The sequence below is a fragment of the Pirellulales bacterium genome (assembly GCA_036267355.1).
GTDB lineage: Bacteria > Planctomycetota > Planctomycetia > Pirellulales > DATAWG01 > DATAWG01.
This window is the reverse complement of record DATAWG010000110.1, coordinates 20,320-29,632: the sequence shown is the minus strand read 5'-3', so window position 1 is coordinate 29,632 and position 9,313 is coordinate 20,320. Positions and strand designations below refer to the sequence as shown.

7 protein-coding genes are annotated in these 9,313 nt (G+C 61.5%); 6 read left to right on the top strand and 1 reads right to left on the bottom strand.

Annotation, left to right across the window (positions count from 1 at the left end; translation table 11 throughout):
• From VHX65_17570 to VHX65_17550, 5 genes are all read left to right on the top strand, one after another.
• On the top strand, nucleotides 1-643 hold a 643-nt coding region (locus tag VHX65_17570; GenBank protein ID HEX4000364.1), incomplete at its 5' end, for a PEP-CTERM sorting domain-containing protein.
• 179 nt (nucleotides 644-822) lie between these two features.
• Nucleotides 823-2,145, top strand: a complete 1,323-nt coding sequence (locus VHX65_17565; GenBank protein HEX4000363.1) for a Gfo/Idh/MocA family oxidoreductase — start codon at nucleotides 823-825, stop codon at nucleotides 2,143-2,145.
• Nucleotides 2,146-2,309: 164 nt separating this feature from the next.
• Complete coding sequence (locus tag VHX65_17560) at nucleotides 2,310-4,334, top strand: HEAT repeat domain-containing protein (protein HEX4000362.1); 2,025 nt, start codon at nucleotides 2,310-2,312, stop codon at nucleotides 4,332-4,334.
• Between the two features lie 24 nt (nucleotides 4,335-4,358).
• Nucleotides 4,359-6,569 carry a glycoside hydrolase family 95 protein gene (locus tag VHX65_17555; GenBank protein ID HEX4000361.1) on the top strand — a complete coding sequence of 737 codons (2,211 nt, stop codon included), beginning with the start codon at nucleotides 4,359-4,361 and terminating at the stop codon, nucleotides 6,567-6,569.
• 46 nt (nucleotides 6,570-6,615) lie between these two features.
• Nucleotides 6,616-7,533: a metallophosphoesterase gene (locus VHX65_17550; GenBank protein HEX4000360.1), complete on the top strand. Its 918-nt coding sequence runs from the start codon at nucleotides 6,616-6,618 to the stop codon at nucleotides 7,531-7,533.
• Here VHX65_17550 and tsaB read toward each other — a convergent pair.
• Entirely contained in the window at nucleotides 7,530-8,255 is a 726-nt protein-coding gene (gene tsaB, locus VHX65_17545; GenBank protein ID HEX4000359.1) for a tRNA (adenosine(37)-N6)-threonylcarbamoyltransferase complex dimerization subunit type 1 TsaB, read from the bottom strand. The two genes, VHX65_17550 and tsaB, sit on opposite strands and share 4 nt — an antisense overlap.
• A gap of 293 nt (nucleotides 8,256-8,548) precedes the next feature.
• Here tsaB and VHX65_17540 point away from each other — a divergent pair, with 293 nt between their 5' ends.
• Nucleotides 8,549-9,298: a metallophosphoesterase family protein gene (locus VHX65_17540; GenBank protein HEX4000358.1), complete on the top strand. Its 750-nt coding sequence runs from the start codon at nucleotides 8,549-8,551 to the stop codon at nucleotides 9,296-9,298.
• The last annotated feature ends 15 nt before the right edge of the window (nucleotides 9,299-9,313 follow it).

The window sequence follows — 9,313 nt, the reverse complement described above, 5'->3', positions numbered from 1 at the left end:
CGTGGGCGTCATTACAGGCACCGCTAGCGCGAGTGGCCCAACCACCTACGACGGCGACACGGTCGTCAGCGGCGGCGCAAACCTCTCGGCCTCGCAGATCCTGCAAAACTCGCTGGCGATCAACGCCGGCTCGACCGTGACGATCCTTCCTTACGCCGGCGGACAGGGCAACGCTCAGCCGGCCGCGACGACCGCCTCGACCGCCACCGCGTCGCCTACCGAGACGAGCGATCCCTTCACCGCCATCCAAGCGGCAATCGCTTCGGGTGCGATCACGAGCGCGACGGGCCAATCGCTGGAGAACCGCATCACGGCGATCGAGAACCTGGCGTCCGTCGATCCGGGATTGAACGCGAGCCTGCTGGAAAGCCGCGTGCTCGCCGTGATTCCGTCGAATTCGGCACTTTCCACGCCCGACGCATCGCCGGCTGAAATCGGTTCGAGCCTGCTCGCATCCGACACAAGTGCATTCAGCTCGCCCTCGGCTTCGGCCCTGGCAACCGTGACCGCCGAATTCGCTCCGAGTGCGACGTTCGCGGGCAGCCCTGCGGCCGTGCCCGAGCCCTCGACAATCGTGTTGGCCGCGTTGGCCGGCATCGGCCTGCTGTTGTTCACCCATCGGCGAAGGGCGTGCTGCAAATAAGACCGGCTCGAAAGATAACTAGCCCGAAGCGTCAGCGAGGGAGGACGCCAACACAGGCTGGCTTTTTGAACGGCTCGTTGCCGGGCCAGTGAACTGCGCGCATAATGGGCCTTCCCGCCCACCGCTCGCTCTCTCACTCGCATTCCTGCCCGGCGGGTCCTGCCACAAGGAGCGCATCGTTGAAACGAGTTGGCAATTCCCCACAGTCATCCAGCCGTCGCGGGTTTCTCAAGCAATCGCTTGCCGCTGGAGCGGCGCTTTCGGTTCCGTATTTCGTTCCGGCCCGCGCGCTTGGCTTCGGCGGCGCTGCGGCGCCGAGCAACCGCATCACGCTTGGCGTGATCGGATTTGGCCCGCGCTGCCACACGGACCTCCCCTGCATGCTCGACAACGCGGATTTGCATTGTTTGGCGGTCTGCGACGTTCAAGCCAAACGCCGCGTGGAAGGCAAGCAGACCGTCGACAGCCGCTACGGCAACAAGGATTGCGCCACGTATCGCGACTTTCGCGAATTGCTCGCCCGGCCGGATATCGACGCCGTGTTGATCGCCACCGGCGACCGATGGCACACGCCCGCTTCGATCCTGGCGGCCGAGGCCGGAAAGGATGTCTATAGCGAAAAGCCCTGTGCGCTGACGATCGAAGAATGTGGCCGTCTCGCCGACACCATGCATCGCTACGCCACGGTGTATCAGGCCGGCACTCAGCGGCGCAGCATCGAGAATTTCCAACTGGCCATTCATTTGGCACATAGCGGCAAGCTTGGCAAGCTGCACACGCTCTACGCCTCGGTCTATCGCCCGCGCGTGATTTACAATTGGCTTCCCGCCGAACTGGAGCCGGCCCGCGATGTCGTCGATTGGGATCTGTGGCTCGGCCCCGCGCCGTGGCGGCCATACAATAGCCAATACGTCAATGGCGGCTGGCGGGCCAACTTTGATTTCGAATCCGGCGCGACGCTCCTCGACTGGGGCGCGCATACGGTCGATCTGTGCCAGTTGGCCAATCAGGCCGACGAAACCGCCCCGGTCGTCTACGAGCCGTCGCACTCCGACATCACGGCCCACTACGCCAATGGCGTCAAGCTGATCCTGACATTTCTCGACACGCCCTTCGGCGATCGGCCGGGCTGGCATAATCACTTGGGCACTTGCCCGGTCCGATTCGTCGGCGATGAGGGTTGGGTCGAAACGGGCGACAGCGGCGGCATCGAGGTCTATCCGGCGTCGCTGCGCAGCGAACTCAAGGGGCTGACGAAAATGCACGACGGCATCAATCCGGGCCCACACGTTCGCAATTTTCTCGACTGCGTGAAGAGCCGAGCCCGAACGAATTGCAGCGTCGATACGACGCGTCATTCGCATCTCACGTGCTATGCGGCGGCGACATCATGGCTGCTCGGCCGCAAACTGACACTGGATCCCGCGACCGAAATGTTCGTCGGCGACGACGAGGCCAATCGCTTCCGCATCCGAACCTATCGCGAACCCTGGTGCCTGTAGGAGCCGAGAACGTGAAACAGCTAGAACTAGTGCCGGAAGCGCGGCGCGAGAGGGCGGCGCAAGGGGGAAAGTCCCCGTTGGCTCCGAGGCCTTCGCAAATGGGGACAGTCCCAGGACTCCGCAAATGGGGACAGTCCGCACTCGTTTCTACAGGACCCGAGACGATGAAGCGATTAACCACCGCCCTGATCGTGGCGTTTTGGATTGCATGTGCCGTCGTTCGAGCCGATCCGCCCGCGCCGGCGGCGACGCCGCCGCAAGCGGCGCTGATCGACGTGTTGAAATCGAACGCTTCGCAGGAGCAGAAAGCCGCGGCATGCCGGCAACTCGCTTGGATCGGCAATCGCGATGCCGTGCCGGTGCTGGCCGGCTTGCTCGGCGATGAAAAGCTGTCGCACATGGCGCGCTACGCGCTCGAGCGGATTTCGGATCCATCGGTCGAAGACGTATTGCGAGCGGCGGTACCGAAGTTGAAAGGCAAGTTGCTTGCAGGGGTTCTCAGTTCGTTGGGAGCGAAGCGGGACGAAAAATCGATTTCGCTGCTGCTCGAGCACACCGCCGATTCGGATGCCCACGTTGCCAACGCGGCAGTATTCGCATTGGGAAAGATCGGCACGCCCGCCGCCGCCGACGCACTGCTGAAGGTGATTCTTGGTGGTCCGACGGTGGCCAAACCGAAATTATGGGACGGCAAGGCACCGCTCGTTGCCGGTCCGCCTTTGCATATCAAGCCGGCAGTCTGCGACGCCGCGCTTCGCTGCGCCGATAAGCTGGTTGCCGATGGTCATCCAGCGCGAGCGATCCAATTGTATGGATTCGTCGAGGGTTCTGACGCTCCTATCCAGTACCGTGTTGCGGCGACGCGGGGCGAAATTCTGCACGAGCCCCATTCACAGCAAATGCTGGCCGAGTTATTGCGAAGCGACGACCGCGCGATGTTCAACCTCGCGCTGCAACTAGCTCACGAACTTCCGTCGGCCGAGGCAACAGCGACATACGCCGCGCAAATCGCCAAGCTGCCTGCCGCGCGGCAATCGCTGTTGATCCAAGCCCTCGGCGTGCGGGGCGACAAAGCGGCGCTGCCGGCAATTCGTGCTGTTGTAGGACAAAGCGATCCGCTCGTTCGCATTGCCGCGGTTCGATCGCTGGCCCTTTTGAACGACACGCAATCGCTACCCGCGATTCTCGCCGCCGCCGTCGCGCCCGAAAAAGGTGTCTCCGAGGCGGCGATTGCTGCGATCGTCAAGATGCCGGCTGGCGAAGCCGATGCGGCGCTTGTCAAAATGGTCGATTCGCCGGACCGAGACAAGCAGCTCGTGGCGATCCAGTGCCTTGGCCGACGGCATACCGCGGCGGCGACGCGGGCGTTGCTAAAAATCGCCGCCGAAAGCGAACCCCAAGCGCGGCAGGCCGCGATGAAGGCATTGGCCGGCGTGGCAAGCGAAGCGGATTTGCCGCAGACGATCGGCGTACTGCTTAAAGCCGGCTCGCCCGCGGAACAGGCGTCGGCGGAAAACGTCGTGGCCGCGATCTGCGTGTCGGCTCCCGACAAGGAATCTTGCACGGCGAAAATCGTCGCCGCGATGACCGGCGCCAACGCCGACCAGCAAGCCGAAATCTTGCGTCTGCTTGCCACGGTCGGCGGAGCCAACGGCCTGCAAGCGGTGCGCGAGGCGATCAAATCCGGCGCAAACCAAGCGCGCGAGGCCGGCGTTGCGGCATTGTGCAAGTGGCCCGATCAGGCGGCAGCGCCCGATCTGCTGGCGCTGGCCCGCGATCCAAATCAGCCGAGCAACAAGCTTCGCGCCCTGCGCGGTTTCTTGCGGCTTGCCCTTGATGTCGATCTTTCGGCCGACAAGCGATTGGAAATGTCGGCCACCGCGACGCCGCTCGTCGAGCGCGACGACGAACGCCGCCTGCTACTGCGCGTGCTCAGTCGAGTTCAATCGGCAAAGGCTTTCGACCAAATCTCGCCGTTTCTCGACGTGCCGTCGGTTCGCTCGGACGCGGCCGCCGCGGCCATCGCCGTCGCCGGCAATCTGGCCCGGGCGGCCGACGTCCGATTGAGTGCCGCTGCGATCATCGTGGCGATGGGCAAAGTGAAACAGGCAAAACCGAGCGCGGATTTAGTAAGAAGAGCGAACGATCTTCAAGAGCGAGTGCGGTCTATATTGCCGAAGAAAAGTTAAACCCGTAATCGAGAATCGAGCATCGTGCGTTACGCCTTGCATCCCGTCAACTTCGTTTGTGCGGCAGCGTGTTTAGTTGCCATTGTTTGCCTTTCCGGCGCTACTTCGGCCTCCGCGGCCGACCTCGTGCTTCGTTACGATCGGCCGGCGATGGATTGGATGACCGAAGCGTTGCCGGTTGGCAACGGTCGATTCGGCGGAATGATTTTCGGCGGCCTGGATTCGGAGCACATCCAATTTAACGAAGACAGCCTTTGGACCGGCGATGAGAACGACACAGGCAGTTATCAGAACTTCGGTGATCTGTTCGTCGATCTTGGCCACCAACATGCGACGGATTATCACCGCGAGCTCGACATCGCGTCGGCCATCCATCGCGTCAGCTACGCGCTCGACGGCGTCAGATACCATCGCGAGGTGTTTTGCAGCTTTCCGGATCAGGTGCTCGTGCTGCGGCTGACGGCCGACAAACCGGGGCGATATTCGGGCACGGTCCGCCTCAAGGATGCCCACGGCGCCGAGCCCGTGGCCGAGCAGAATCGGCTTTCGGCCGGCGGCGAGTTGTCGAATCACCTGTACTACGAAGCTGAAATCCGCGTGCTCCACGAAGGTGGCACGTTGCAATCGGATGCGCAGGGCGCATCGCTCGTTTTCAAGAATGTCGACGCACTGACGATTCTCTTGGACCCTGGCACCGATTATCTGAACCGCTCCGATAAACATTGGCGCGGCGATCTTCCACACGACCGGCTCATGCGGCAGCTTGCGGATGCCGCCGCCAAGTCGTTCGATACACTTCGGTCCGACCATGTCGCCGACTACAAAAGGCTATTCGATCGCGTAGAGTTGAATCTCGGCGAGTCTGCTAAGACGGTCGATTCGGAAACCACATTGCGGCGCCTTGAGGACTATGCTTCGGGCCACGCCGACCCGGAATTGGAATCGCTCTTTTTCCAATACGGCCGCTATCTACTGATTAGTTCGTCGCGCCCTGGTTCTCTGCCGGCCAACCTGCAAGGGCTTTGGAACGACAGCAACAGCCCGCCTTGGCGCAGCGATTATCACAACGACATCAACGTGGAAATGAACTACTGGCCGGCCGATCCGACGAATCTGCCGGAATGCTTCATGCCGCTGTTCGATTGGGTCGACAGCACGCGCGAAGTCCACCGCCGGGCGACCGCGGCGGAGTTCCATGTCCGCGGCTGGGCATCGCGGGCGGAGAACGGAATCTTCGGCGGCTCGACCTGGGAATGGATCCCTGCCGGCAACGCGTGGCTCTGCCAGAATCTGTTCGACCACTATGCGTACACTGGCGACAAGCCATATCTCAAACGGCTCTATCCGATTCTGAAGGAAACCTGCGAGTTTTGGGAGGATCGATTGAAGCGCCTCCCCGATGGGACGCTTGTGGCCCCGAACGATTTCTCGCCCGAGCACGGCCCGAGGGAAGACGGTATTTCGTTCGACCAGCAACTCGTGTGGGACTTATTCACGAACTATGGGGAAGCCGCGCAAGTGCTCGCGGTTGATCCGGATTATCGAGCCAAGATCGGAGCGATGCGCCAAAAGCTGCTCGGCCCCAAGATCGGCCGCTGGGGCCAATTGCAGGAATGGAGGATCGATCGCGATGACCCCAAGGACGATCATCGTCATACATCGCATCTAGTCGGCCTCTATCCGGGCCATCAGATTTCGCCGCTGGCAACGCCCAAGCTGGCGCAGGCCGCCAAAGTGTCGCTCGAAGCGCGTGGCGACGAAAGCACCGGTTGGAGCATGGCTTGGCGAATCAATCTTTGGGCGCGGCTGCTCGACGGCGACCACGCCTACAAGCTGCTCCATCGCCAGTTGCGAGTTGTCGGCGTGAAGGGCGTGAATTATTCGTCGGGTGGCGGCACGTATCCCAATCTGTTCGACACACATCCGCCATTTCAGATCGACGGTAATTTCGGCGCGACTGCCGGCATCGCCGAAATGCTATTGCAAAGCCAGGAGGGGGAATTGCATCTGCTGCCGGCGCTCCCCAAAGCCTGGCCGACCGGTTCGGTCAAAGGGCTGCGGGCTCGCGGCGGCTTCGAGGTCGATTTGGCCTGGAACAACGGAAAATTGACAAGTGCCCAAATTCGGCCGACCTTCGACGGCCCGTGCCGAATCCGCTACGCCGATCGGCAAGCCACGATCGAGGCTAAGGCCGGCAAACCGCTTTCGTTGGGACCCGAGCTAAAGAACCTGTAATCCGTTAGGACAGACCGACGCGTGCCGCGCGCGAGGACATTCCGCCGTGCCAATTCATCTTCCACCTCTCAATCGGCGAAAATTCATCATCGGCGGGGCCGCCGGGGCCGCGGGTGTGTTGACGGTCGGTTTTTCGCCGGCCGCCGAGCCACGCCGCGATCCGCACCTATTCGCGCTGTTGAGCGATGCCCACATCGCCGCCAACCCGAAGGAGAGGAATCGCGGGGTGAACATGACCGACAATTTTCGCCGCGTCGCCGCGGAAGTTGCCGCACTCGAGGTTCGCCCCGCAGCGGCGTTTCTGAATGGCGATTGTGCATATCACCTGGGCTTGAAGGAAGATTATCGCCAGGTGGCCCGGCTGCTCGATCCGCTGCGCGAGGCGGGGTTGCCGCTGCACCTGGGAATGGGCAACCACGACGATCGGGCCTCATTCGCCGCAGCGCTGGCCGAGTATCGGCCCGAGACGCGACCGGTCGAAGGACGGTTGGTCGACGTGATCCTGGCCGAGCGGGCCAACTGGTTTTTGCTCGATTCGCTGAAGAAAACAAACGAGACGCCTGGCGAATTGGGCGCGGCGCAAATCGCTTGGCTCGCCAAAGCGCTGGATGCCCATGCCGACAAACCCGCCATCATCGTCTGCCACCACAATCCCGACTTCAACGAGCTACTGCGTTTGCTTGCGAAAGGAATCATCGACACCTCGGCCCTGTTCGACGTGCTCGAACCGCGCAAGCATGTCAAGGCGATGATCTTCGGGCATACGCATTCGTGGTTCGTGATTGCGTACAAGGGGATCCAACTGATCAACTTGCCCCCGACGGCTTACGTGTTTCAACCGAATCGGCCGAACGGCTGGTTGTCGGCCACATTGAAAGAAGACGGAATGAATGTCGTGCTGCACGCGCTCGACAAACACCATCCGGAAAATGGCACCACTTACGATCTCAAGTGGCGAGTCTAACGGATTTTCATCCGTTGGAGTTTCTCCTCTGCCGCACTCAACCGATAATACATCGGCACGATGCTCCACGGATCGTCGCGCTGGCCAGCCTGGTGACGGTCGAGGGCCAATCGTCCGACCGTAGCGGCTCCGGGGCTCCACATCTCAGCGGGAGCGAGGTGGATTTCCGCCGGTAGCTGGCCGGCGAACTTTCGCAAGCCGGGCCCGGAAAGCAATTCGATTTGCTCCGATCTGCTGGGCAATGATGCTGTGCTCCAAAGTCCCGCAAGCCAATCGGCATCATCCAATATGGCCGTGGGCTCGATGCACTGCATAGCCGCGGCGAGCGGTTGAAACCGCGCGGAAAACACCTGTTGACGTCCGGCATCGAGCACGGCGAGAATTTGGCCCCTGGCTCCTGGCCTCTCTCCCGCCGCCTGCACCGCGACCACTTCCAACGTCGGCACTCCCACCAGGTCGCACTGCACGGCGTAGGCGAACGTTTTGGCCGTGGTCAGGCCCACGCGCAAGCCCGTGAAAGAGCCTGGGCCGATCGCCGCCGCCACAAGTCGAATATCGGCCGGCCGCCATCCGGTCGCCGCCAAAAGATCGCGGATTGCCGGCGCGAGCGATTGGGCGCTCCGCTGCCCGGGCGCTAAGCGGTGCTCGCCCACGACCCGCCGGTTGTCGAGCAAGGCCACGCTTCCCGCCTGATCGGTCGTTTCGATGGCCAAGATTTTCATGGGTGCCACCGCGATAGGTGTGAAGCAGCGTGCGCGCCCGGCTTGACCCTGCAATCCTTCGGACTTAGACTTCAAGTTTGGCAACGGTAGCGTGGCGAAACGCAATCGTCCGTCGAAACTTCGACTGCCGGCCAAATCGCGCAACGCTCGAATTGCCCGGCATCAAGAGCGACGAGCGAATTCATCTTGAGCCGCGAAAGATTCAGCATTTGTCCTTTCGTCATTGTACCTTCGATCAAATCCTCGCGTAGGCCTTCGACGCGCGGGAGCGGGAAACGGGCTGGAACTCAGGCGTGAAGCGAGCCCTCATCAGCGACATTCATAGCAACCTGGAGGCTCTCCAGGCGGTGTTGGCCGACGTCCGACAGCAGGGGATTACCGAGATCTTCTGCCTCGGAGACATCATCGGCTATGGCCCCGATCCGCTGGATTGCATCGATCTGGTGATGAAATGCGATTTCACCCTACTGGGCAATCACGATCAGGGCGCGCTGTTCGATCCCGAGGGGTTTAATTCCAGCGCCGAGCGAGCGATTTTTTGGACCCGTTCGCAATTGGAAAGGGGCCGGGGAACCTCGGACGATCGCGTTCGGCGATGGGAATTCCTGGGTGAGTTGCCGCGCAACCGGCGCGACAATGGATTTCTCTATGTCCATGGCTCCGCCCGCAATCCGCTCAATGAATATGTCTTTCCTGAAGACATCTACAACCAGCGGAAAATGGAAAAAATATTTTCGTTCGTCGAGCGATATTGCTTTCAAGGACACACGCACGTGCCGGGGGTGTTTACGCTGAGCGGCAATTTTTTTAGCCCCGAAGACATCGGCGGAACGTTCAAACTCGGCGATGAGAAGGTGATGGTCAACGTGGGTTCGGTCGGCCAGCCGCGCGATGGAAATCGCAAGGCCTGCTATGTCGTGCTGGAAGATGGCAGCCTGTCGTTCCGGCGGATCGATTATCCGGCGGAGATTACGCGGCAGAAGATTTACGATATTCCCGAACTGGATAATTATCTCGGCGACCGGTTGCTGGAGGGTCGCTAAAAGACCAGTTGGATG